Origin of the sequence: Bradyrhizobium sp. CB82 (genome assembly GCF_029714405.1) — a bacterium.
In the GTDB taxonomy this organism is placed as follows: domain Bacteria; phylum Pseudomonadota; class Alphaproteobacteria; order Rhizobiales; family Xanthobacteraceae; genus Bradyrhizobium.
Map to the genome: position 1 here is coordinate 6,035,860 of NZ_CP121650.1, position 23,692 is coordinate 6,059,551.

General features: G+C 63.7%; 22 protein-coding genes. 11 read left to right on the top strand and 11 right to left on the bottom strand.

Going from position 1 to position 23,692, the window contains the following annotated elements:
- Positions 1-18: 18 nt before the first annotated feature.
- Entirely contained in the window at positions 19-1,230 is a 1,212-nt protein-coding gene (locus tag QA640_RS29430) for a M20 aminoacylase family protein (protein ID WP_283036363.1), read from the bottom strand.
- 209 nt (positions 1,231-1,439) lie between these two features.
- On the opposite strand from QA640_RS29430, the gene QA640_RS29435 reads away from it, so the two are divergent.
- A complete protein-coding gene (locus tag QA640_RS29435; RefSeq protein ID WP_283036364.1) occupies positions 1,440-3,059 on the top strand; it encodes a GMC family oxidoreductase N-terminal domain-containing protein in 1,620 nt (539 codons plus the stop codon).
- 44 nt (positions 3,060-3,103) lie between these two features.
- On the opposite strand, the gene QA640_RS29440 is transcribed toward QA640_RS29435, so the two are convergent.
- From QA640_RS29440 to QA640_RS29450, 3 genes are read right to left on the bottom strand one after another with little or no spacing between them, the layout of a single operon-like run.
- Positions 3,104-4,336, bottom strand: a complete 1,233-nt coding sequence (locus QA640_RS29440; protein ID WP_283036365.1) for an ABC transporter permease — start codon at positions 4,334-4,336, stop codon at positions 3,104-3,106.
- 16 nt (positions 4,337-4,352) lie between these two features.
- Positions 4,353-5,054 carry an ABC transporter ATP-binding protein gene (locus tag QA640_RS29445; RefSeq protein WP_283036366.1) on the bottom strand — a complete coding sequence of 234 codons (702 nt, stop codon included), beginning with the start codon at positions 5,052-5,054 and terminating at the stop codon, positions 4,353-4,355.
- A gap of 24 nt (positions 5,055-5,078) precedes the next feature.
- Complete coding sequence (locus QA640_RS29450) at positions 5,079-6,269, bottom strand: efflux RND transporter periplasmic adaptor subunit (protein ID WP_283036367.1); 1,191 nt, start codon at positions 6,267-6,269, stop codon at positions 5,079-5,081.
- Between the two features lie 6 nt (positions 6,270-6,275).
- Between QA640_RS29450 and QA640_RS29455 the strand changes: the two genes are divergently transcribed.
- The 7 genes from QA640_RS29455 to QA640_RS29485 all read left to right on the top strand — a co-directional run bounded on the left by QA640_RS29455 (position 6,276) and on the right by QA640_RS29485 (position 10,565).
- Positions 6,276-6,587 (top strand): hypothetical protein, encoded by a 312-nt coding sequence (locus QA640_RS29455; protein WP_283036368.1) that lies wholly within the window; start codon positions 6,276-6,278, stop codon positions 6,585-6,587.
- Positions 6,588-7,195: 608 nt separating this feature from the next.
- Positions 7,196-8,134 (top strand): metallophosphoesterase, encoded by a 939-nt coding sequence (locus QA640_RS29460; RefSeq protein ID WP_283036369.1) that lies wholly within the window; start codon positions 7,196-7,198, stop codon positions 8,132-8,134.
- Positions 8,135-8,147: 13 nt separating this feature from the next.
- The gene (locus QA640_RS29465; protein WP_283036370.1) at positions 8,148-8,471 is read left to right on the top strand and encodes a cupredoxin family copper-binding protein; all 324 of its coding nucleotides are present in this window, start codon (positions 8,148-8,150) and stop codon (positions 8,469-8,471) included.
- Positions 8,472-8,574: 103 nt separating this feature from the next.
- Complete coding sequence (locus QA640_RS29470; RefSeq protein WP_283042922.1) at positions 8,575-9,117, top strand: sigma-70 family RNA polymerase sigma factor; 543 nt, start codon at positions 8,575-8,577, stop codon at positions 9,115-9,117.
- Between the two features lie 5 nt (positions 9,118-9,122).
- Positions 9,123-9,884 carry an anti-sigma factor gene (locus tag QA640_RS29475; protein WP_283036371.1) on the top strand — a complete coding sequence of 254 codons (762 nt, stop codon included), beginning with the start codon at positions 9,123-9,125 and terminating at the stop codon, positions 9,882-9,884.
- A gap of 81 nt (positions 9,885-9,965) precedes the next feature.
- Positions 9,966-10,247 (top strand): type II toxin-antitoxin system RelE/ParE family toxin, encoded by a 282-nt coding sequence (locus QA640_RS29480; protein ID WP_283036372.1) that lies wholly within the window; start codon positions 9,966-9,968, stop codon positions 10,245-10,247.
- A gap of 12 nt (positions 10,248-10,259) precedes the next feature.
- Positions 10,260-10,565, top strand: a complete 306-nt coding sequence (locus tag QA640_RS29485) for a HigA family addiction module antitoxin (protein WP_283036373.1) — start codon at positions 10,260-10,262, stop codon at positions 10,563-10,565.
- A 77-nt stretch (positions 10,566-10,642) separates the two neighbouring features.
- Here QA640_RS29485 and hpnO read toward each other — a convergent pair whose 3' ends face one another.
- Positions 10,643-12,034, bottom strand: coding sequence for an aminobacteriohopanetriol synthase HpnO (gene hpnO, locus QA640_RS29490; RefSeq protein WP_283036374.1), 1,392 nt, complete (start codon positions 12,032-12,034; stop codon positions 10,643-10,645).
- A 124-nt stretch (positions 12,035-12,158) separates the two neighbouring features.
- On the opposite strand from hpnO, the gene QA640_RS29495 reads away from it, so the two are divergent.
- Complete coding sequence (locus QA640_RS29495) at positions 12,159-12,773, top strand: DUF2147 domain-containing protein (RefSeq protein WP_283036375.1); 615 nt, start codon at positions 12,159-12,161, stop codon at positions 12,771-12,773.
- Here the strand turns inward: QA640_RS29495 and QA640_RS29500 are convergent.
- Positions 12,741-15,329, bottom strand: coding sequence for an MMPL family transporter (locus tag QA640_RS29500; RefSeq protein ID WP_283036376.1), 2,589 nt, complete (start codon positions 15,327-15,329; stop codon positions 12,741-12,743). The genes QA640_RS29495 and QA640_RS29500 overlap by 33 nt on opposite strands.
- A gap of 441 nt (positions 15,330-15,770) precedes the next feature.
- Between QA640_RS29500 and ispH the strand changes: the two genes are divergently transcribed.
- Together ispH and hpnH are read left to right on the top strand one after the other, a co-directional pair.
- The gene (ispH, locus tag QA640_RS29505) at positions 15,771-16,697 is read left to right on the top strand and encodes a 4-hydroxy-3-methylbut-2-enyl diphosphate reductase (protein ID WP_283036377.1); all 927 of its coding nucleotides are present in this window, start codon (positions 15,771-15,773) and stop codon (positions 16,695-16,697) included.
- A 36-nt stretch (positions 16,698-16,733) separates the two neighbouring features.
- A complete protein-coding gene (gene hpnH, locus QA640_RS29510; protein ID WP_283036378.1) occupies positions 16,734-17,882 on the top strand; it encodes an adenosyl-hopene transferase HpnH in 1,149 nt (382 codons plus the stop codon).
- A gap of 81 nt (positions 17,883-17,963) precedes the next feature.
- Here the strand turns inward: hpnH and QA640_RS29515 are convergent, their stop codons facing one another.
- From QA640_RS29515 to hpnC, 5 genes are read right to left on the bottom strand one after another with little or no spacing between them, the layout of a single operon-like run.
- Positions 17,964-18,698, bottom strand: a complete 735-nt coding sequence (locus QA640_RS29515) for a phosphorylase (RefSeq protein WP_283036379.1) — start codon at positions 18,696-18,698, stop codon at positions 17,964-17,966.
- On the bottom strand, positions 18,695-20,653 hold the full coding sequence (gene shc, locus QA640_RS29520; protein WP_283036380.1) for a squalene--hopene cyclase: 1,959 nt from the start codon (positions 20,651-20,653) through the stop codon (positions 18,695-18,697). The genes QA640_RS29515 and shc overlap by 4 nt, the downstream gene beginning before the upstream one ends.
- Before the next feature lie 53 nt (positions 20,654-20,706).
- Positions 20,707-21,963 (bottom strand): hydroxysqualene dehydroxylase HpnE, encoded by a 1,257-nt coding sequence (gene hpnE / locus QA640_RS29525; RefSeq protein ID WP_283036381.1) that lies wholly within the window; start codon positions 21,961-21,963, stop codon positions 20,707-20,709.
- A complete protein-coding gene (gene hpnD / locus QA640_RS29530; protein WP_283036382.1) occupies positions 21,963-22,802 on the bottom strand; it encodes a presqualene diphosphate synthase HpnD in 840 nt (279 codons plus the stop codon). The genes hpnE and hpnD overlap by 1 nt, the downstream gene beginning before the upstream one ends.
- Positions 22,792-23,676, bottom strand: coding sequence for a squalene synthase HpnC (gene hpnC, locus QA640_RS29535; protein WP_283036383.1), 885 nt, complete (start codon positions 23,674-23,676; stop codon positions 22,792-22,794). The genes hpnD and hpnC overlap by 11 nt, the downstream gene beginning before the upstream one ends.
- Positions 23,677-23,692 lie beyond the last annotated feature (16 nt).

Below are 23,692 nucleotides of genomic sequence, written 5' to 3' on the forward strand. Positions count from 1 at the left end.
CGACAAAGGGCTCGCGCATCACGCGGGCCCTTTTTCATTTTGGCCTGGCTTGCGTGCCCACGAAGCTGCCAAAGAGTTTTCCACCAGCTTGATCCAGTAGGACGTGCCGTAGACGATCGCCTCATCGTTGAAATTATATGCGGGATGATGCAGACCCGCGCTGTCACCGTTGCCGCAGAAGATGAAGGCGCCGGGGCGCGCTTCCAGCATGTAGGCAAAATCCTCGCCGCCCATCAGCGGCGGCATCTCGTGCACATTGGCATCGCCTGCGACCTGTTTGGCCACCGTCCGCGCGATCTCGGTCTGCGCGGCGTGATTGTTCACCACAGGATAATTGCGCTTGTAATGCAGGTCGATCTTGGCGCCCGTAATCTGCGCCACGCCCGCCACCACCTCGCGCACGCGCTTCTCGACCAGCGCGCGCACCTCCGGCGTCAGCGTGCGGATCGTGCCCTTCAGCTCCGCCGTCTGCGGAATGACGTTGCGCGCGTTGCCGGCGTGGAATTCGCAGATCGAGATCACGGCCGACTCCAGGGGATCGATGCTGCGAGCGACGATCGACTGCAGTGCCGTGATCACCTGCGCGCCGACCAGCACGGAATCGATGCATTTGTGCGGACGCGCCGCGTGGCCGCCGAGGCCCTCGATCCTGATGTCGACCTCGTCGGTCGCCGCCATGATCGGCCCCTGCCGGATCGCGAACGAGCCGATTGGAATGCCGGGGCCGTTGTGCATGCCGTAGACATGGTCGATGGCAAAACGCTCCATCAGCCCGTCCTTGACCATCGCCGCACCACCGGCGCCGCCCTCCTCGGCCGGCTGAAAGATCACGACCGCGTCGCCGGCGAAATTGCGGGTCTCGGCCAGATACCGGGCAGCGCCGAGCAGCATCGCGGTGTGGCCGTCATGGCCGCAGGCATGCATCTTGCCCGGATTCTTCGAGGCGTAAGGCAGGTTGGTCTGCTCCTCGATCGGTAGCGCGTCCATGTCGGCGCGCAGCCCAATGGTCTTGATGCCCTCGCCCGCCGGCTTCCTGCCCTTGATCAGCCCGACCACGCCGGTCTGGCCGAGGCCGGTCACGACCTCATCGCAGCCGAACTCGCGCAGACGGTCCGCAACGAATGCTGCGGTGCGGTGGACGTCGTACAGCAGCTCCGGGTGCTGATGGATGTCCCGCCGCCAGGCCTGGATGTCTGGTTGAAGGTCGGCGACACGGTTCACGATGGGCATGGAGGATCTCAAGCTTTCAGTTGGGAATACAGGATTGTCTACCATGCAAGCGGCGGTCCACCTAACTGCTTCGGACATGGCCTTGCCCGCCGTCATGCCTGGGCTTGTCGTGGCCGTCCACGTCCGACTATTAGGATTGCAAGCGCGTGGATGCCTGGGACTAGCCAAAGTCAGATCCCCGGCGTGACGATCATCCGGGTGGAAGCAGAATGCCAAGGCGGCTCGAAGGTGAGTTTGACTACATTGTCGTCGGAGCCGGCACGGCGGGCTGCATCGTCGCCAACCGGCTCTCGGCTGATCCGAACAACCGCGTCCTCGTTCTGGAGGCTGGCGGCGACGACAACTGGATCTGGTTCCACATCCCCGTCGGCTATCTCTTCGCCATCGGCAACCCGCGCTCGGACTGGATGTTCAAGACCGAGGCCGAGCCCGGGCTGAACGGCCGCGCGCTCGCCTATCCCCGTGGCAAGGTGATCGGCGGCTGCTCGGCGATCAACGCCATGATCTCGATGCGGGGACAGGCGGCCGACTACGACCACTGGCGCCGGCTCGGGCTCACCGGCTGGAGCTACGATGACGTGCGGCCAATGTTCAAGCGGCTGGAAGATCATTTCCTTGGGCCGAGCGAGCATCACGGCGTCGGCGGCGGCTGGCGCATCGAGGCGCCGCGGCTGTCCTGGAAAATTCTCGACGCAGTCGGCGATGCCGCAGAGGAGATGGGCATCAAGCGCATCCCGGATTTCAACACCGGCGACAACGAGGGCACGAGCTACTTCCACGTCAACCAGAAGCGCGGCCGGCGCTGGTCCTCGGCGCGCGGCTTCCTCAAGCCCGCGCTGAAGCGGACCAATCTGCGGCTCGAGAAACACGTGCTGGTCGACCGTCTCATCATCGAGCAGGGCCGCGCCGTCGGCGTGCGCTTCATCCAGAACGGCGAGACCATCGAGGCGCGCGCCAGGCGCGAGGTGATCCTGTCGGCCGGTGCGATCGGCTCGATCCAGATCCTGCACCGCACCGGCATCGGACCCGCCGAATGGCTGTCGCCGCTCGGCATCGACATCGTGATGGACCGGCCCGGGGTGGGACGCAATTTGCAGGACCATCTGCAACAGCGCGCGATCTACAAGGTCGAGGGCGTCCGCACGCTGAACGAAACCTACTACAATCTGTTCCGCCGGGGCCTGATGGGGCTGGACTATGCTTTCCGTCGGCGCGGTCCGTTGACCATGGCGCCGTCGCAACTCGGCATCTTCACCCGTTCCGATGCGACGCGCTCGCGCGCCAACATCCAGTTCCACGTGCAGCCACTCTCGCTCGACAAGTTCGGGGATCCGCTGCATCGCTTCCCGGCGATCACGGTCAGCGCCTGCAATCTCCAGCCGACCTCGCGCGGCACGGTGCGGCTGCGCGCGGCGACGCCGGACGAGAAGCCGATCATCGCGCCCAATTACCTTTCGACCGATGACGACCGCCAGGTCGCCGCCGACGCCATCCGCGCCACGCGTCGCCTGATGCAGCAGAAGGCGCTGGCAAAATATCGCCCGAGCGAATATCTGCCCGGGCCCTCCGTCGGCGATGACGATGCCTCGCTCGCCAGAGCCGCCGGCGACATCGGCACCACCATCTTCCATCCCGTCGGCACAGCGAAGATGGGCACGGCCAACGATCCGACGGCAGTCGTCGACGAACGCCTGCGCTTCTTTGGCCTCGGCGGCTTACGCATCATCGACGCCTCGGTCATGCCGACGATCACCTCAGGCAATACCAACACCCCGACCGCGATGATCGCCGAGAAGGGCGCGACGATGATTTTGGAGGATGCGCGATAGGACCGGACACTGCCAGCTGGAGTAGTTGGTCGCGACGAGCGCCACTAGCCCAGCCTCAGCACCACGGCCGGATCCAACCGCGCAGCCCGCTCGGCGGGCAGAAGGCCGAAAAGGAGACCGACGAGGCTGGAGCAGAAGATCGCGATCAGCGCCATCCGTTCGTTGAACTCGGTGGGCCAGCCGAGCGCGGAGGGAACAATGCACGCGCATGCGTAGCCGACTATGAGTCCCAACAGGCCGCCGATCGTGCAAAGCAGCACCGCTTCCAGTAGAAACTGGAGACGGATATCTTGGGGTCGGGCGCCGAATGCCAGTCGAATGCCTATTTCGTTGATCCGTTCGGTCACCGATACCAGCATGATGTTCATCACCCCGATGCCGCCGACAAGCAGTGAGATGCCCGCAAGCGTGGACACCAGCAACGTGAACTGGCGGTAGGCTCGGTCGCGAGTCTGGGCGACCTGAATGAGATTTTGAATCCGGAAATCATCGATCTTGCGCCCCATGATCTTGTGACGTTGTCGCAGCACCCGAGCGATCGCAGTTTCTGCCGCAGGCATCGACTGAACAGAATCAGCCTTTACCAGAATTGAGTGCACCGCATCGGGATTCGCCTGACTGCGTCCGATAGCGAAGATTCTCGCCGACGAGAGTGGAATGAACATGACGTCATCCTGGTCTCGACCCGTGAAGTCCTGTCCCTTCTCGGCAAGCGTTCCAATCACGAGGTAAGAGGTGCGCTCAATCCGGACGAAACGGCCAAGCGGGTCACCGTCCCGGAACAGCTCACGTGCGACAGTACGACCAATGACCGCTATTTTTGCTGCCGATGCGATATGGCCGTCATTGAACAGCTGGCCTTCCGCAAGCCTCCACCCGCGCGCTTCAAAATATTCGGGCGTCACGCCGGCAACGAGTGTAGACCAGTTCAAGTCTCCCGATATCGCCGTCTTCTGCTCGCCGACGAACGGTGCCGCAATCACAACATCGGGCACCTCGCGAGCGACGGCGACCGCATCGCTTGTCCTGAGCGAGAGGACGGTGCCCATCTGCTGGTGAACGCCCTGCGCGACTTGCGCGCCAGGCTGCACGAGCAACAGATTTGATCCAAGCGAGTTGATCTGCCTTGAAATCTCGGCTCGCGCCGCTTCCGCCACCGCGACCACGATCAGGACGGCAGCAATGCCGATGACGATGCCCGTCACTGCGAGAATGGAGCGCAGGATGTGCACACGTACCGACCGAAACGCCAGATCAAGGTAACTGATCGATCGCATTCAAGCCTCACGCCGGTCAAAGTTCATGAGGTGCCGTCACGCCGGAGTCGCCGACCATTGCGCCATCCCGCAGCCTGATCGTACGCCGCGCATACGCCGCGACCTCCGGATCGTGAGTCACCAGCACGACTGTGAGGCCGGTGCGCTGCAGTTCGCCAATTAGCGCGAGAATGGCATCGCGCGTACTCGTGTCCAGTGCCCCGGTCGGTTCGTCGGCCAGGAGAAGATCTGGACCGTTGACGATCGCACGCGCGATTGCGACACGCTGCTGCTCGCCGCCCGAGAGCTGGGCAGGCATATGATGCACTCGGCTGCCAAGACCCACCCGATCGAGCGCAGCACGTGCCAGCGCGGTCGGATTGCGCAGCGGCTCGCGTCGATAGAACAGCGGCAAGCCGACATTCTCGAGCGCAGTCAGTCGCGGCAGCAAGTTGAAGTTTTGAAAGATGAAGCCGATACGCCTGTTTCGTAACTCGCTAAGACGGTTCTTCGACTGCACGAATACATTTTCCTCGTCGAGAAGATACCCCCCGCTCGAGGGCTGATCGAGGCAGCCGAGGATCGAAAGCAATGTCGATTTGCCCGATCCAGATGGTCCCGTGACCGCCACGAACTCTCCGCGATCGATCTTGAGGCTTACATCGGACAATGCCTGAACGGTTTGGCCACCGAGCCGGTGCTGCTTGTGGATGTGATCGAGGCTGACGAGCGAGTGCATACGCTATCCCGCCGAGCGGCTCCCCTAACGTTTACCCCGATGACCGACAGCGACCTGTACGCCTATTTTCAGGTCCGGCGACCTGATCTCAGTCAGCGAATCGCCGGTCGCGCCCAGCGACACGGTGGCGGGCGCCAAAAGGTCCGGTTTCGTGCGGACCCAGATCACCCCCTGACCCGGGGCAGGATTGCTTCCGCCGTCACGGGTCGGACGAAAACTCAGCGCAGCATTGGGAACCACCATCGCGTCCTGATGCTCCTGGACGACGATACGAACGTCGGCGGTCATTCCCGGAAGCAGCAAGTCGTCCGGATTGCGCGCCGAAATCATCACGGTATAGGTCACCACGTTTTGCACCATCCGAGCGGCCTTCCGAATCTCGAGCACGCGACCATCGAACGCGCGGCCTGGATAGGAATCGACGCCGAAAAAGACCCGCTGCCCAACTCGCACAGCTCCGATATCGGCCTCGCTCACGAATGCATTGACGCGCATGTCCGACAGATCACGCGCGATGGTGAAGAGCGTTGGCGCCTGCAGGCTCGCGGCCACGGTCTGGCCAAGCTCGACGCTGCGCCGAATGACGATCCCATCGATCGGTGACTTGATGGTGCTTCGTTCGAGGTCAAGTCGAGCACGTTCGAGGGAAGCGCGCGCAGCCGAGACTCCGGCCGTCCGTATCTGCTCGCGCGCCTTGGCCGCGGACACTTCCGCGGCGAGCGACCGAGCCGCCATCTGTGCTCGCTCCGCATCGCGTTGGGAAACACTGCCGTTCTTGCTGAGCGACGTCTTGATCTGAAGGTCCCGCAACGCGTCATCGTAGTGTGCTTGTGCGCCCTGGACGGCTGCCTCGGCTTCCTCGCATTGTGCCTGTGCCACCGCGAGCGCGGCCTCCGCTTCCCTAAGCACGACCTCGAAGGTCGCGCTGTCAAGCGCCGCCAGCGGTTCGCCGGCCCGAACGCGGGAATTGTGGTCAGCCATCAGCTTGGCGACCTGACCTGACAGCTGTGAGCTGACCTCGACGGTGTCAACGGCTTCGAGCGTTCCGGCAGCTGTGACGTTCTGAACGACGTTATCGCGCGTAATGCTGACGTAGCGCAAATTATCAAGATCATCCCCGACCGCAGAGAGCGGGCTATCCGGCGCCCACAACGGATAGGCAACAGCAATTGCGGCGCCTCCCAGTGCTGCGCGCAGCAGGAGGCTTCGTGGCACACTTAGTTGGTTATCCGTGCGAATGATATTCTCGCCGCACTAGCTCTGGCGGTGCTCCACGCTGAAGGTTGCCCCCTTGTTAGCGATGCCGCAGGCGGCGCGATCAGACCAGAAGAGCTGATAATAACGCGCCGCTATGGCGCGATCCAAAGCGATCGCAGTCGGCTGGATCAGGGCACGGTCACCCGAGGGCTGCCCGTGGGCACAGTCTTCCCGCTCGCCACGGGCGGCGGTGATTTCAGAGGCGAAAACTTCACCCCGGTCGTCGTATCCGTCGCCGGGACAGTACTGTCGCTGCCTTGGAACACGCTGCCTTGACCCGGGACGTCGTCGCCATTCCGCCCCGGGTTGTTCAATCCATTCATAAACGGCTGGCTCGCCGCCGACAGTCCGCCCGCCGCCACGGCGGTGAACAGATGGTCGGCTGCATAGCTTGGGCAGGCCCCTGCAAGCAGTGACACGCCTGCGGCAAAGATCGCAAGTTTCCTCATCGTCGACTCCTCTGCGATTTGCGAATGCCGAGAGCACCAAACGCTAGCTACGCCTCGGCAAACGCTTGAATGCAGCTGATCTCCGGCTGTTCCTATTTTTCCCGCAACAAAGCTCAATGTCTCCATGACGAACGGGTCAGTTTGTGACGCACAAGTCAGAATGATCGATTTCTGGAAGACCAACACGTCGATCGCATTGATCGCGGAGAAAGGCGCGGCCAGGAATTTGGTGAATGCGAAGCAGCACGTAGCCGTGATGGAGCGCAGCGCAATCCGGAATTCGTGCCAGAAGCGTCGCCCGCATTCCGCATCGCTTTACGCGTCCGCGATCCCCGCCCTCTCACAAAAACGTCATCGACGAACTTCCGGGAATAAACCCGCTCCTCCCCCAATCACCTGCCCCGAAGCCCAATTCCGGGCGCAAGGAGAGGCGCGATGAGCGGACACGACCACGGGGACGACGGCGTCAACCGCCGCAAGGTACTCGAATGCATGACCTGGGCCGGCACCGGGGTACTCTGGACCATCACGGGCGGCGTGCCGCGCTCGCTTGGCATCGTGGATTCCGTGCAGGCCGCCGAAGCGCCCGGCATGACCTTCCTCCAGATCAGCGACAGCCATGTCGGGTTCGACAAGCCGGCCAATCCCAACGCGCTCGGCACGCTGGAGGAGGCGGTCAACAAGATCAACGCGATGCCGGCAAAGCCGTCCTTCATGATCCACACCGGCGACATCACCCATCTGTCCAAGGCGGCCGAATTCGACAATGCCGAGCGCATCATCTCGCAGACCAAGCTGGACGTGCACTACGTGCCGGGTGAGCATGATTTCCTCGATGAGGAAGTGAAGTTCTATCGTGATCGCTACGGCCGCGGCACCAAGGGCCAGGGCTGGTACTCGTTCGATGCCGGCGGCGTGCACTTCGTCGGCCTCGTCAACGTCGTCGACCTCAAGGCCGGCGGGCTCGGCAATCTCGGCGCCGAGCAGCTCGCTTGGCTGGAGGACGATCTGCGCGGCAAATCAAAATCCACGCCGATCGTGCTGTTCGCCCACATCCCGCTCTGGACTGTCTATCCACAATGGGGGTGGGGTACCGAGGACGGCGCCCGCGCGCTCGAATACGTCAAGGGCTTCGGCTCGGTCACCGTATTGAATGGCCACATCCACCAGGTGATGCAGAAAGTCGAGGGCAACGTCACCTTCCACACCGCGCGCTCGACCGCCTTCCCGCAGCCTGCGCCCGGAGCTGCGCCCTCGCCCGGGCCAATGAAAGTCGAGGACGCAAAGCTCCGCTCGATGCTCGGGGTCGCCAGCATCAATTTCAGGCAAGGCAACCAGCCGCTTGCGATCATCGACACACCGCTCCAAGGTTGAACGGAAGCCGATCATGAAGACTCTCAATCGCCGCGACTTCGGTGTCGCCGTGGCCGCTGCCATCCTGTTGCCCGCAACGAACGCCCGCGCCGACGACATGGAGGTGCATATCGACAATTTCGTCTTCGCGCCTGCCGAGATGACGGTAAAGGTCGGCACGACCGTCACCTGGACCAACCGCGACGACATCCCCCACACGATCGTCTCGGCCGGCAAGTTCAGGTCCAAGACGCTCGACACCGACGACAAATTCTCCTTCACCTTCACAGCGGCCGGCGACTACAAGTATTTTTGTTCGCTGCACCCGCACATGACGGGGTTGATCAAGGTTGAGTAACGGCTCAAACCAAGGCATCACCATCCTGCCCGGCCAGTTGGTTGACACTGGCCGGGCGCGCGCGTCGAAAGTCGGCACCGACGACAAGGCAAAGCGAGCGGCGATGTCCTCCATCGGCCACGATCCCGACAAGGCCCGGCGCTTCCGCGAGGCGGCGCTGCCATATCTGGACGACGTCTATACGCTCGCCCGCTATCTGCTGCGTGACGCCGCGGATGCCGAGGACGCCGTGCAGGAGTGCTACCTGCGCGCCTTGAAGCATTTCGACAGCTATCGCGGCCCGGCGATGAAGCCGTGGCTGTTCGCGATCCTTCGCAACGTCTGCAACGCCGAATATGCGCGCCGCGCCCATTCGCCAGCCGCGATCGAGGAAATGCCGGAGGCGGCCGAGCAGCCGCCGATGTGGCGCGAGACCGAAGCAAACCCCGAAACCGAAGTGTTGCGCAAGCGCGACGCGACTGCGATCCGAAAGCTCATCGAGGCTTTGGCCGAGCCCTTCAAGGAAACTTTCGTGCTGCGCGAGATCAACAACCTGTCCTATCGCGAAATCTCTGATGCGGTCGGCGCGCCGATCGGCACCGTGATGTCCCGCCTTGCCAGGGCCCGCGCCATGCTGCGCGCAGCCTGGATGGCGGAAGAGGAGTAACCGAAATGACCTGCGACGAGGCAAAGCCTCTGCTTCACGCACTGATCGATGGCGAGCTCGATGCCGGCCACGTCCGCGAGGTCGAGGCGCACGTTGCGACCTGCCCGGCTTGCGCGGCCGAGCTCGTCGCGCAGCGCGAGATGAAGGCGGCGCTCGCCGACGTCAGCTTGCGCTACACCGCGCCGGCTGCATTGCGCGCACGCATCGAGGCCTCGCTGCCGCAGCCGCGCCAGCAGAGCCGCCGCGCGGTGCTGCGCGGCTTTGCGATGGGCTCGGCGGTCTCCGTGCTTGCCGCCACCGGCCTCGTCGCCATCGTGCTGCGCCAGGATGACCAGCAGCGCATCCTGTCCGAAGTCGTCTCGGCGCATCTGCGCTCGCTTCAGGCCGGTCATTTGACCGACGTCGTCTCCACCGACCAGCACACGGTCAAGCCGTGGTTCAACGGCAAGCTCGATGTCGCCCCGCCCGTGATCGACCTGACCGCGCAGGGCTTCACGCTGGTCGGCGGCCGGCTCGACTATATCGACGCCCGCGCGATCGGCGCGGTGGTCTACCGGCGCCGGCAGCACATCATCAATTTGTTCGTGTCGCAGACCGCGAGCGCCGAGCACCGCCCGCCGAAGACCCAGACCATGCAGGGCTTCAACTGCCGCCGCTGGGGCGACCGCGGCCTGAACTTCTGGGCCGTGAGCGATCTCGGCGCCGACGAGCTCGCCGAGTTCGTCGACAAATTCGAGACGTCGATGAAGGCGAATGTGGAGGGGTAGTTCTGTCGCTGATACAAATATTGTATCATGAATTGATGCATAGAACTTGATGACTGTATCAAAGATTGATACACCCTGATCGTGATCAGGACGTTCCGAGACAGAGCGACGGAAGCCGTATTCAATGGCGAAGCTCCGAAGGGCTTCCCTGCTGATTTGGTGAAGGTCGCACGCCGGAAGCTGCGCTATCTTCATGCAGCCGACAATCTCAGTGACCTGCGGTCGCCTCCGGGGAATCGACTGGAAGCTCTGGCGGGCAATCGCCGAGGACAGCACTCGATCAGGATCAACGACCAGTTCCGGATCTGCTTTGTTTGGACGGCGGAAGGTCCCGCCGAAGTCGAGATCGTGGACTATCACTAGGAGGACGTGACGATGGCTAAGAAACTCAAGCCGATGCATCCTGGTGAGGTTCTGCGGGAAGAATTTCTGGTCCCGCTGAACACGTCTGCGGGCGCGCTTGCAAAGGCCTGTGGCCTGCCCCGTACAAGAATTGAGCGTATTGCGAGCGAGCAAACCGGGATCACTGCCGATACTGCACTTCGGCTCGCCAAGGCGCTCGGCACGACAGCCCAGCTTTGGCTCAATTTGCAGAACGACTACGACATTCAGATCGCCAAGCGCGAACTAGGCAAGGTCCTGGATCGGATTGAGACTGTGAACAAGCCGAAGGCGGCCTGACCTGTCAAAGAGTGAAGCAAAGGCGTTCACAAGCGCACGCGCAACCACGCTGACTAGATCGATGGCACGGACGCTGCCTACGCCGACCTTCTCACCGCATTGTCCACCAGCGTCTTGCCGAGCGACCAGATCGCGCCGGGGACCTTGTGGCTGCCGGCGATGACGTCGTCGAACGCCTTCTCGATCCAATTGCAGTCTTCTTCGGTGATGGTGAGCGGCGGCAGCAGCTTGATGGTGTGGCTGCCGTGGCCGGCGACCTGCGTCAGGATCTTGTGGTCCTTGAACAGCGGCACGGTGATGAGCTGGCAGAACAGCCCCTTGTTGGCGGTCTCCAGCACGTTCCAGGAGGCACGGAGCCGCAGCGATTTCGGCGGGCCGAACTCGACGCCGATCATCAGGCCCTTGCCGCGCACTTCCTTCATCAGCTCGTAGCCGGGCACCATGCGCGTCAGCGCAAGGCGGAGCTCGGCGCCGCGCTTGGCGGCAGCCTCGATCAGCTTCTCGGATTCCATCACGTCCAACGTGGCGATGCCGGCGGCCATCGCGAGGTCGTTCTTGGAGAAGGTCGAGCCGTGCACCACCGCACGGTCCATCTGGTTGAAGATCTTGTCGAAGATGCTTTTCCGCGTCAGCACCGCGCCGACCGGCACGTGGCCGCCCGAGAGCGACTTCGACAGCAGCACCATGTCGGGCTCGACGTTCCAGTGCTCGACCGCAAGGAAGCGGCCGGTGCGGCCCATGCCGGTCTGGATCTCGTCGGCGATGAACAGCGTGCCGTATTTCTTGCAGAGCGCAGCCGCGCCCGGCAGGAACTCGTCGGTGGGCATGTTGACGCCCTTGCCCTGGATCGGCTCGACGATGAAGCCCGCGACCTCGCGCGACGACAGCGCCTTTTCCAGCGCCGCTAGATCGTTGAACGGGATCGAGGTGCAGCCCGGCAGCAGCGGCTCGAAGCCGCTGCGGAAGTTCGAGTCCCCTGTCAGCGACAGCGCGCCGTAGGTCAAGCCGTGATAGGCGTGGGAGCAATAGACGATGCCTGGGCGCCCGGTGGCACCGCGTGCGAACTTGATCGCCGCTTCGACACTCTCCGCGCCCGAATTGGCGAAAAACGCCTTGTCGAGATAGGGCACGTATTTGAGCAGCCGCTCGGCGAGCACGCCGGCGAGCGTCGAGACGTCGAACTGAACGAGATTGGGCAGATCGGCGTCGAGCACGCTTTTCAGCGCCTCACGCATCACCGGATGGTTGCGGCCGATCGCGAACACACCAAAGCCGGACAAGAGGTCGAGATAGCGCGCGCCATCGCGGTCATAGAGGTACTGCCCCTGCCCCTTCTGGAAGCCGACGTCGTAACCGATGGTCTTGAGCACCCGAACGAACTGCTCGTTCAGATGACGCGTATGCAGGGAACTGCGTTGCGCCTCGCGGTCAGCAAAGAGCTGAGCCATGTCTGGATTTGGAGTGTGCATCCGCTACATACTTCGGTTGATGGCTGTGTCGTCAACAGAAAACGGTCGTTGCGGCCTTTTGCCCTTTTTCGGGCCATCTTCGCAAGCACAGCTTTAGGTCATGTTGCACTGCCAAGGAACTATCATGCGTTTGGCCCTTTACTCCGGAATAATACTGGCTTGCGGTTACACCTGCCTGACGCCGGCGCTGGCCGCCGACCCCACCGGCGACTGGCGGGTCGCCGACGGCGTCGCCAACATCCGCGTGGCGCAATGTAATGGCAGCATGTGGGGCGCGGTATCCTGGGAGAAGACCCCCGGCGGCCGCGACCAGAACAACCCGGATGTGTCAAAAAAGAACAGGCCGACCTTGGGCATGGCGATCCTGATCGACATGAAGAAGAAGGCCGACGCCGACCAGTGGGAGGGCCAAGTCTACAACGCCAAGGACGGCCAGCTTTACGCCTCGACCATCACGCCTGCCGGCGGCGATCAACTCGAGATCAAGGGCTGCGTGCTCGGCTTCCTCTGCGGCGGCGAGACCTGGACCCGGGTCGGGCCGCCGATACCGTCGAGCCCCGCCAACAGCATGGCGAAGGGCACGCCGAAGACCACCGGCGCGGCGCCCCGGATGGCCGCGACGGCAGCTCCTGCCGCTCCCAAGAGCACCGGCGCGAGCGCAAAACCCGGTCAGAAGGGTGCCGCCGATCCCGTCGGCGACATCTGCCTACTCCCTGAGATTGCGGGGTTTGCCCATTAGAGCCGGCTGAAACAACAGCACCGCGGCGAGTGTCGTCACCAACGAGAGCGCGAGCAGCTTGCCCATGCTGGACGTGCCGGGATGGCTCGACAGCCACAGGCTGCCGAACGCGGTGGCCGTCGTCAGCGCGCTGAAAAAGATCGCCCGCGTCAGGCTGGTCTGCAGCAGATTTGTCCTGCCGGAGCGCCAGGCCACGACATAGTAGATCTTGAAGGCGACGCCGACGCCGAGCAGCAACGGGAAGGCGACGATATTGGCGAAGTTGAGCGGCAATCCGATCAACACGCAGATCTCGAGCGTCACCGCGCCCGCAACCAGGAGCGGCACCAGCGTCATCAGCACGTCAGTGAAGCGCCGCAAGGTGATCCACAACAGCAGGCTGATGACGACCAGCGCATAGACGCCGGCCAGGATGAACGCGCGAACGACGGTATCGCCCGATTTCAGGATGGACACCGGACCGCCGATCGCGGTCGGCTCCGCTGCGAGCACGGCCGCGGCGAACTTGCGCAATGTGTCGTTGTCGTTGGGGTCGCCGCGCGGCAGCGCTTCGACGCGGATCACGCCATCCTTGCTCTTCCATGCATTGACCAGATCAGGCGGCAGCGACTTCAGCGTGACCGGCTCGGCCTGCATCGCGTTCCTGAGCTGATCGAACACGATCTTCATCGGCGTAATGAAGACGTCCTGCGCCTTGTTGCGAGTCGCCTCGTCCGCGTTGGCGAGTTTCTCGAGCGCGTCCGCAAGCCGCCGCGAGGCGACCGCGCCGGGTCCCTTCTCGTTGCCTGCGGTCCTGCGCAAGGCCTCGACGGAGGATTTCAGCGAATCCACATTTTCCTGGTCCGAGGGTGCAGCGTCGACCTGGTCCGGGTTGAGCGCCGGGTTGATCACCTTGGCACCCTGCGCGATCAGCTTCAGCTTCGGCCCCTGATCCGATGGCACGAAACTGTCGAGCGACATCACCCGCAGCACCTCCGGAAGCTTCTCGAGCTTCGCCTCGATCTGTCTCGCCTGCTCTTCCGAATTGGTCAGCACGTTGATGGCGTTGGCGCCGGTGTTCGGATCCTTGCGCAGGTCAAGGAAGGTCGCGATCGACTCGGCCCTGGGGTTGCGTAGATTCATCGGGTTGAAGTCGAACTTCATGTAGTAGAGCAGCGGCAGACCGCCGAGGGCGAGCAACAGCGTGCCGCCCACGATCACCACGCGGTGCTTCTCCAGGAAGTGATCGAGCGGCGCCAGGAAGGCGTACCCCACCGGTTCCTTCTCGCCGGGCGGGTTGAGCAGCTTCAAGAGCGCAGGCAGCACGGTGATCGAGGAGAGGAACGCCACCAGCATGCCGACGCCGGCGATCTGGCCGAGCTCGGAAATGCCCTTGTAATCAGTCGGCATGAAGCAGAGGAAGCCCGCCGCGGTCGCCATCGCCGCCAGCGACAGCGGAATCGCCGAGCGCTTCGCCGCCAGTACCAGGGCGCCGGCGAGATCATTGTGCTTGTAGCGCTCCGAGCGGTAGCGCACGCTGTACTGGATGCCGAAATCGACGCCGAGACCGACGAACAGCACGGCGAAGGCGATCGACAGCAGGTTGAGCGAGCCGACCATCATCAGGCCCCCGGCCGTCGTGAGCGCGAGCCCGATGAAGAGGTTCACGAAGACGGCGAAGATAATCTTGGCCGAATGCAGCGCAAGCCAGAGGATGAAAAGAACCACAATGACTGTGCCGATGCCGTTGACGACGGCGCCTTCCTGCACCGTGGCGTATTCCTCGTTGGCAATAGGGACCGGGCCGGTCAGGCGAACCCGCGCCTGGTATTTGGTCGGGAAATCCAGATCGGCCGCGGCTTTCCGGATCGCGTCGGTCGCGCCCTTCCCGGGCTCGAGCGCGTTGTAGTCGAGGACCGGCTTGAACTCGATGAAGGCGCGCTTGTCCGAGTCGGTCAGCGGCTTGTCGCTGACGAGCTCGCGCCAGGAGAAGATCGCGTTGCCCTTGGCCAGGACAGTCTCGACCGTGCGCGCGATCAGGCTAAAGGGACGCTCGGTGTCGTCGAGTTTCACCTGGCCCCGCTTGACGCCGGCAAGCCCCGTCTCCAGCGCGCCGGTCAGGCCACGGATCGAGGGATCGCCCGCCATGATCTCGATCAGGGGAGCTGCGGATTCGAACTGGCCGGTGATCTTGCCGACCTCTTCGGTCGGCAGGAACAGCAGCCCGTTCTTCTCGAAGAATTCGCCGGTGCCGAGCTGCTGCATCGACACGAAATTGGTCTTGTCGTCCCTCAGCTTGGCGTAGAGGGCATCGGCCGCAGCCGTCGTCATCTCCGGCGTCGCAGCCTCAACGACGGCCAGAATGGTGGCGTCACGGTCGAAAGCGCGGTCAAAAGCCTGGTCGCGCTGCCGCCAGTCGAGATTTTGCGCAATCAGCGAGTTGATATCGGTGTTGATGGAGAAATGGCGCGCCGCGTAGTAGCCCGCCCCAACCGCCAGCAGGAGCCCGGCGACAACGACCAGGGTGGCAAATCGGGTGCAGGCTCGGACGATCGCAACGACTATACTTTGCAGCACATCTTTTCTTTCTGGCTTTCAAACAGCTTGCCGGAAACGCCCGCTGTTTATCGGAGTTCCCTTGCGAAACCTATCGCTGTTTTGGGCGGTTTTACCCGTCCACAGGTTCGAGCAAATGGCGGGAGGGACACCGGCGTGACCGCGGCGCGGCCGGTATAGCTGGCCACTTGAGGCGGTAAAGTGACGAACGAGTGAGGTCGGCCGCTTAATCTTTTCGTACTATAATACCGTCAACGGAACCCGAGGTGCGATGCGCCTTTTCTCGCGGCCGATTTTTTGACACAAGGCAGTGTGCTTCCACGCGCTTGGGGCCTAACCGACCGGCGGGCAGCTACCGCCGGCGCCTAACCGATGGTGCGGTTATTGCACTATTGGCAAGTATCAAGGTCCCGCCGGGGATAAACAGAACGGATTTGGTGCAACTTGCGTGATGGACGTCCTATGGAAGTTTATCTAGCGCAGCCGCGCGGCTTTTGTGCCGGCGTGGTGCGTGCGATCGAGATCGTGGAGCGGGCGCTGGAGAAGTACGGCCCGCCCGTCTATGTGCGCCACGAGATCGTGCACAACAAACACGTCGTCGAGAGCCTGAAGAAGAAAGGCGCAATCTTCGTCGAGGAGCTGTCCGAGGTTCCGCCGAAGGCGATGACCGTTTTCAGCGCCCATGGCGTGGCGCGCAGCGTCGAGGAAGAGGCTGCCGTCCGAGACCTTCCCGTGCTGAATGCAACCTGCCCCTTGGTCACGAAAGTTCACAATCAGGGGAAGCGCTACGTCTCCAAGGGCCGTATCCTGATCCTGATCGGCCATGCCGGCCATCCCGAGGTCGAGGGAACCATGGGCCAGGTTCCCGGCCCGGTGCTGCTGGTCCAGAGCGTCGAAGAGGTCAAGGCTTTGCCCCTGCCGGCCGATAGGCCAGTGGCCTATATCACCCAGACCACGCTGTCGGTGGACGACACCAAGGACATTATCGCGGCCCTCCAGGCCCGATTTACAGATATTCAAGGCCCTGACATCCGGGATATCTGCTATGCGACACAGAACCGCCAATCTGCGGTAAGGGACTTGAGCAAGCTGGTCGACGTGATCTTGGTGGTGGGTGCTGCCAACAGTTCCAACTCGAACCGGCTCCGCGAAATCGGCACTGAGGCCGGCGTTGCGAGTTATCTGGTCGCCGATGGTAGCGAGCTCAATCCGGAATGGTTGAAAGACGCCAAGACCGTCGGCATTACAGCCGGCGCCTCGGCACCTGAGGTTCTCGTGGATGACGTAATCGAAGCCCTGCGACGGATCGGACCGGTCTCGGTCTCGTTGCTGCCGGGACGCGAGGAAAACATCGAATTCCGGCTTCCGGCGGAACTCGCCGCAAGCTGATCTTCCTGAATTTCAAAGCCCAGAAAGAAACGTGTGATGGCAATACCCTTCTTCAAGGAAATGCGTATCGGCGGCTATTTGCTCAAGCAGAAATTGCTTGGCCGCAAACGCTACCCGCTCGTGTTGATGCTTGAGCCGTTGTTTCGCTGCAACCTCGCCTGCGTCGGCTGCGGCAAGATCGACTATCCTGACGCGATCCTCAACCGCCGCATGACGGCGCAGGAGTGCTGGGACGCAGCCGACGAATGCGGCGCGCCGATGGTGGCGATCCCTGGCGGCGAGCCGCTGATCCACAAGGAGATCGGCGAGATCGTGCGCGGCCTCGTGGCGCGCAAGAAGTTCGTATCGCTCTGCACCAACGCGCTTCTGCTCGAGAAGAAGCTCGACCTGTTCGAGCCCTCCCCCTACCTGTTCTTCTCGGTGCATCTCGACGGGCTGAAGGATCACCACGACAAGGCGGTGTCGCAGAAGGGCGTCTTCGACCGTGCGGTGTCCGCGATCAAGGCGGCGAAGGCGCGCGGCTTCACGGTCAACGTCAACGCCACCATCTTCGACGGCCATCCGGCCGAGGAAATCGCAAAATTCCTGGACTTCACCACCGAGCTCGGCGTCGGCGTTTCGATGTCGCCGGGCTACGCCTATGAGCGTGCGCCGGACCAGGAGCACTTCCTCAACCGCACCAAGACCAAGAAGTTGTTCCGGGACGTCTTCGCGATGGGCAAGGGCAAGAAGTGGAACTTCATGCATTCCGGCCTGTTCCTGGACTTCCTCGCCGGCAACCAGGAATACGAGTGCACGCCCTGGGGCATGCCCGCGCGCAACATCTTCGGCTGGCAGAAGCCCTGCTATCTGCTCGGCGAAGGCTATGCCAAGACCTTCAAGGAGCTGATGGAGACCACCGACTGGGATTCCTACGGCACGGGCAAGTATGAGAAGTGTGCCGACTGCATGGCGCATTGCGGCTACGAGCCGACGGCGGCCACGGCGGCACTGACGAACCCGATCAAGGCGGCCTGGGTTGCGATGCGCGGCGTCAGGACCTCGGGCCCGATGGCGCCGGAAATCGACCTGTCCAAGCAGCGGCCGGCGCAGTACATCTTCTCCGAGCAGGTCCAGAAGAAGCTCTCCGAGATCCGCCGCGATGAGGCGCTCGCCGCCGAGCAGAAGGCATCAACCGCCGCGTAAGCTGCGAGAACATCGACGACAGTAAAAAGGCCCGATCGTACGGCGATCGGGCCTTTTTCGTTTTCTCGTTCAGAGGACCGCTCAGACCGTCTCGGGGACTATGCCCTCGTCGCCGATCAGGAAATCGCGGCTGACGCGAAGGGAGCGCAGCGCGCGGTTGAAGTCGATGCCGGTCGAGACCAAGGCGCGCAGCGTGCCGGGGTTACGGACGACGCCGCGCAGGATCGTCGCCACGTCGATCTGGCCATTGGGCTTGATCGCCTCGCGCGCCAGTGCTGGCAAAGCGCGATGGGCGGGATCGCTGATCACCCGGACCGCGGCGAACGGCAAGCCCGCTTCGGCGGCATAGGCGGCCGCGATATGGCTCTCCATATCGACGGCGGCCGCACCGGTCTCCAAGTGGAGCGCCGCCTTGCAGGAGCGGCCCGTGACCACTTCCTCGGCACCCGCGAGGCTGCGGCGCACGACGCGGCGGCGTCCGGAGGTCAGCTTGTCGATGAGGTCGTCGCTGAGCGACAGGCCGGCGCCCCAGCGGGCGTCGCCCGCCAGCACCTCGGTCGCGACCACGACGTCACCCGAGCGGAGCGTGGGATCGAGCCCGCCGGCCACGCCGAATGAGATCACGCCCCGGATGCTCTCGGGGTCGACGACCGTCAAAAGCGCCCGCAGCTGCGTCGGGCTGCTCGAAGAGCAGATAACGGCCATCCCGGGGCCGGCCGCGATGCGGGCCTCCTGGACTAGACCGGTCACAATAAGTATCGGCCGCAGGTCTATGGCTTGACCCACGGTTCCCCCGTCCCCCGTCCCCAACGTCACATTCCGACCCCTACCACCCTGCTATTGGTGTTCCGCAAGTTCCGATACCGCGCTAGCGCCCACAGCGGAAAGAACTTCGGGTAACCATGATAGCGTAGATAAAACACGCGCGGGAAGCCTGTGGCGGTATAGCGCTGCTCGTCCCACAGCCCTTTTTGGTTCTGTGTTGCAATCAGGTACTCCACCCCGCGGGCGACGGCCGGATGATCGACCTCGCCGGCCGCCATCAGTGCAAGCAAGGCCCATGCCGTCTGCGAGGCGGTCGACGGCGCGGCCTCCCAGCCCTTGTAGTCGAGCCGGTAGCTGACGGCGTCCTCGCCCCAGCCGCCGTCCCGGTTCTGGATCGAGACCAGCCAGTCGGCGGCTTTGCGAATCATCGGGTCGGTGTGACCGACGCCGGCCGCATTCAGCGCGCATAGCACAGACCAGGTTCCGTAGATGAAATTCATGCCCCAGCGACCGTACCAGGACCCTTCGGGGTGCTGGGTCCGCCGGAGATAGGCGACCCCGTCAGCCACGTGCTTGCTGGTCTTCTGGGTCTCCCCGAGCTGTGCCAGCATCGAGAGGCAGCGCGCGGTGACGTCCTCGGTGGGCGGATCGAGCAGCGCACCGTGGTCGGAGAACGGGATGTTGTTCAAATAATATTCGAGGTTGTTCACGTCGAAGGCAGCCCAGCCGCCGTCGTCGCTCTGCATGCCCTCGATCCATTCCCGGCCGCGGTCGATCGCGGCGTCATAACCGGCCGTGCCGTGCTCGCGGCGCATGCGGTCCATCGACATTACCACGACAGCGGTGTCGTCGAGGTCGGGATAGTGGGCGTTGTTGTACTGAAAGGCCCAGCCGCCGGGGCGCGTCTCGGGCCGCTTCACCGCCCAGTCGCCCTTCACCTCTAGCTCCTGCCTCGGGATCAGCCAGTCGAGGCCCTGCTTGGCAGCGGGCACGGCTTGCGCGCCTCCAGCCTCGAGCAGCGCGTGCGCGGTCAGCGTCGTATCCCAGATCGGCGAGACGCAGGGTTGGCAATAGGCCTCGTCGTCACGGATCACGAGCAGCTTGTCGATGCCCCGGCGCGTGACCGCGCGCGGCGGGAAATTCTCGTCCTTGCCGAGCGCGTCGTACATCATGACGACGTTGGCCATCGGCGGGTAGATCGCGCCCATGCCGTCCTCGCCGTTCAGCCGCTCTTCGGTGAAGGCGAGCGCAGCGTCGATCGCGCGCTGGCGCAGCCTCTTCGGAAACAGCGGCTCGACGACGCGCAGGATCTTGTCGAGCGCGCGGAACAGCATGAACCAGGCCGTGCTCTGGTGCGGCGCTTTCGCGGTCATGCCGATCGACCGCGGATCCCCAAGGAACAGCTCGTCGATGCCGACGCCTTTTGGATTCCGCGCGCGTGGCTTGAGCGCGGCGAGCACCATCAGCGGCACCATGGTGGTGCGTGCCCAATAGGAGATCTTGTTGAGGTGGAACGGTGACCAGAACGGCAACAGCACGATCTCGACCGGCAGCACCGGCACCGCGCGCCAGGTCACGACGCCAAACATCGCCAGCGTGAAGCGGGTGAAGACGTTGCTGTGAATCGCGCCGCCGCGCGACCGGATCGCCTCGCGCGCCCGCACCATGTGCGGCGCGTCGATGGAATCGCCGATCATCTTGAGCGCGAAGTAAGCCTTCACGCTCGCGCTCATGTCGAACTCGCCGTCATGCACCAGCGGCCAGCCGCCATGGGCGCCTTGCACGCGGCGCAGATAGTTGCCGATCTTGGCCTCGAGCACGGCATCGACGGGCTCGGCAAGATGGTGCCGCAACAGGATATATTCGGCCGGAATAGTGCAGTCGGCCTCGAGCTCGAACACCCAATGGCCATCGGATTGCTGGAAGCCAAGCACCCCTTGCGTGGCCGACGCAATGCTCGATTCCAAGACTTCGCGGTCGGTCGCGCTCTTGTTCACGGAATGCATCTCGCTCGATTTCTCCGATAGTTGCCTGGATAATTGACCGCGACCGAAGCCCGTCAGGTCCGCCGTGCGGCCAGGACCAAATCGGCGGCCCGATCGCCGGACCGGACCGATCCCTCGATGGTTGCCGGCAACCCCGTAGCAGTCCAGTCGCCGGCGAGAAACAGGTTTTTCAGCGCAGTGACCGGCCCGGGACGCAGGGCATTCTGCTCGGGCGTGGCGGCAAAGGTGGCACGGCGCTCGCGCACGATCTGCCAGGGCGGCAGCTCGCCGGCGACGCCGCCCGCCTCGCAGACCTCGTTCCAGATCGTCTGCGCGAGTTCTTCGCGCGGCATCTCGACCAGCCGGTCACCATTGCTGATGGTGACAGACAACCGGTTCGGGAAAGCGAACAGCCACTCCACGACACCGCCGATCACGCCGAGGATCGGCGCCGAGCCCGGCGGCGGCTCAAAGCGGAAATGCGCGTTCACGATGGCGCGGAATTGCGTTGGCGTTTTCAGGCCGGGCAGCAGCGAAGCGGCGGCACGCGGCGGCACAGCCATCACGATCACATCATCGGGCCCGATCGCGATGACATCCTCGCCGCCGAAATTGAGCGCGCTGACCTTGCCATCCGTGGTCGCGTACGAGCGCAACTCGTGGCCGAGTTGCACGGAGTGGCCACGCTCGGCCAAGAACTTCACCGCGGGCTCGATCAGCACGGCGCTGAGGCCGTCGCGCGCGATCAGCGGGCGGCAGGCCTGCCCGCCGGCGAGCAGCGTCTCGCGCACGATCGCGCCGGCAAGGCCGGCAGAGCCCTCGGGCGGGTCGACGTTGAGGGCTGCGAGCAACAGCGGCTGCACCAGGCGCTGATACAGGACGCCCTCGCAGGGGATCGACTTTCCGACCAGCGTCTCCTCCGACGCCCAGATCAGCGGCGCGAGCTTGAGATAGTCGGTCAGTCCCGTGTCCGGGACACGACGGCTCTCATCGAAAACCCAGCCCGGCAGGCGGCTGTCGCCGAGATCGAGCTGCCAGCGCTGTCCGGTCTTCAGATCAACGAAGGGAAACTGCGCGCGCGCCGGGCCCACCAACCCCGCCTCGGTGCCGATCGAGCGCGCGTAAGCGAGCGCGTGGCGGTTGCCCGACAACAGGAGATGGTTGCCGTTGTCGATGACGAGATTGGTCGCGCCGTCGAAATAGGAGCGGCAACGGCCGCCGGCCTGCTGCGTCGCCTCGTGCACGGCAACCTTGAAGCCGGCATTGGCGAGCCGCACGGCGGCAGAGAGGCCGGAAATTCCGGCACCGATGATGTGAGCTGTCTTTTGCATCAGAAAAAAGCGTAGCGGAGAAGGATGGCGATACGTGTGACCTTGGACACACGCACCGGCGTGCGGGGCGCGGCGAAGCCGCGTGCGAGCAGGAGGTCCAGAATGGCGTGATAATATTTCGACATGATCCGCGGCGCACGCACCGCGCGGCGCTTGTTGCGCGCCATGATCTCGTCCGACTTCTCGAAATGCGCCTTCGCGCGCTGAGCGATCGGCAGGCAGACCTTTGGCAGCGCGCGCTCGGCGATCACGCGGCTCGGATCGTTGGAAGTGATGCCGGAATGCAGCAACGCTTCGCGCGGCAGATAGAGCCGGCCGAGGCCGGCGTCCTCGTCGATGTCGCGCAAAATGTTGGTGAGCTGGAGCGCTCGGCCGAGATGATGGGCGAGCAGGATGCCGTCCTCTTCCGGCATGCCGAACACCCGCACCGACAGGCGCCCAACGGCACTCGCGACGCGGTCGCAGTAAAGATCGAGGGTCGCCATGTCGGGCGCGCGGATGTCCTGCGGCACATCCATCTCCATGCCGTCGACGATGGCGAGGAAATCCTCCCGCTTCAGCCCGAAGGTTTTGACGGAAGCGACATAGTCGGCAAGCCGCGCCGGCGGATGGCCCTGATAGAGTGCGTCGATGTCGTTGCGCCATTCCTGAAGCGCGGCGAGGCGTTCGTCGCGCGGGCCGTTGGAATCGGCGATGTCGTCGACCTGGCGGCAGAAGCTGTAGATCTGGAACATCGCCTCGCGCTGGTCGCGCGGCAGGATGCGCATCGCGGCGTAGAACGAGCTTCCGGATGCGGTCGAGCCATAATTGGCGCCGGGCGAGGTCGCCTCAAGCGTCATGGGCCGGCCCCGGACTGGAGATTGGCCTGCGGTGGAAGGCGCGACGGCCGATTTCACCGGCGATGCCGGCGAGGCTGAAGGTGAGGAGCTCGAGCTTGTTCAGATGAACGCGCTCACGCAGGGGATCGCGCACCTTCAAGAGGCGCACGATGCGATCGGCATAGGCCTGGATCACCGAGATATCGACGCCGAGGCGGAAGTCCCGCACCTCGGCGGAGAGCGACTTGCTTTCGTTCAGGAGCTCTTCGTTGCGCGCGGCGAGCGCCTGGAGACAGGCCAGCATCTGCGGCGGCGAACGATCACCGCCGAGCTGCTCGACCGAGGCGCCACTTGCGGCCAGCGCATCGCGCGGCAGGTAGACGCGGTTGAGCGCGCGAAAATCCTTGCCGCAATCCTGGAGATGATTGTTGATCTGCAAGGCGGCGCAGAGCGCATCCGACGCGACCCAGATCGAGGTGTTCTCGCCGTGCACGTCGAGCATGAAGCGGCCGACCGGCATCGCCGAATAGCGACAGTAGTGGATGACCTCGTCCCACGTCTCGTAGCGCAGCTTCGTCACATCCATGCGGAACGCGATCAGCACGTCGAGCGCGTGGCGTGGCGGCATACCGCGTTCGGCCAACGCACGGCGGAGAATGACGGCCTCGGCCTGCGTGTCACCCTTGCCGTTGAGCTCGGCCTCGAGCAGGTCGAGATAGGCGAGCTTGTCCTCAGGCGGCAACGTCGCATGGTCGGCGATGTCGTCGGCCGTGCGGACGAAATTGTAGAAAGCGAGGATCAGCGCGCGGTGACGCGGATGAATGATCCACGACGCGACGGGAAAATTCTCGTCGCGGTCACCCTTGCCGGATCGCAATTCGCTCGCAGAGGTCATCGAGGACTGGTTAACA